Below are 897 nucleotides of genomic sequence, written 5' to 3' on the forward strand. Positions count from 1 at the left end.
CTGGCCGCCGTGCTGCGGGGCACCATGACGGAGGCGGCGGCGGCGGAGCAGGCCATCCGCCTGACCGGGCAGTACACCAAGCGGCAGGCGACATGGTTCGCCCATCACGCGCTGGCGGCGGCGGATGACACGTTTATTCACGAAAGACGGTTTGAAAATCACGACCCCGCGCAACAAATGGAAAGATGGACAAACAAAATCATTTCTTTTGTTATTAACCGCATTGACGCGGGCCAAGGGTTTCCGTAAACCCGGCCCGGGATTTCGCCTCTGGCGGCAGGCCGGTTGTTCCGGCCCCGTGGCGAAGGAGCAGGAACATGAACGCAGCATCGCACCAGACCGACCTGAAGCCTCACACCACCGGCACGGACACGCCCGTCGTCCTCAGCGGTGCGGAAGTGCTTCTGCGCGTCCTGGCCGAGCAGGGGGTCGAGGTCATTTTCGGCTATCCCGGCGGGGCGGTCCTGCCCATTTACGACGCGATCTTCCGCCAGAACGCGATTCGCCATGTATTGGTGCGCCATGAACAGGCGGCGGTTCACGCGGCGGAAGCCTATGCCCGCTCCACCGGCAAGGTGGGGGTGGTACTGGTCACCAGCGGCCCCGGCGCGACCAACACGGTCACCGGCCTGCTTGACGCCATGCTGGATTCGATCCCGGTGGTCTGCTTCTCCGGTCAGGTGGGCGTGCCGCTGATCGGCACCGACGCCTTTCAGGAAGCGGACACGACCGGCATCACGCGCCCGGCCACCAAGTACAACTATCTCATCCGCCGGCCGGAGGATGTGGCGGCATGCGTGCATGAAGCTTCCACATCGCGCGCAGCGGCCGGCCCGGTCCGGTTCTGGTGGACCTGCCCAAGAACCTGATGGTGGGGCCAGCCCCCTACAGCGCGCC

2 pseudogenes are annotated in these 897 nt (G+C 65.2%); both read left to right on the forward strand.

From position 1 onward, the window contains the following. Nucleotides 1–249: pseudogene (locus tag JCM25156_RS26150) on the forward strand (tRNA (adenosine(37)-N6)-dimethylallyltransferase MiaA); the annotation flags it as partial. A gap of 68 nt (nt 250–317) precedes the next feature. Next, a pseudogene (locus tag JCM25156_RS18465) lies at nt 318–897 on the forward strand (thiamine pyrophosphate-binding protein); the annotation flags it as partial.

It is taken from the genome of Komagataeibacter kakiaceti JCM 25156 (assembly GCF_000613305.1).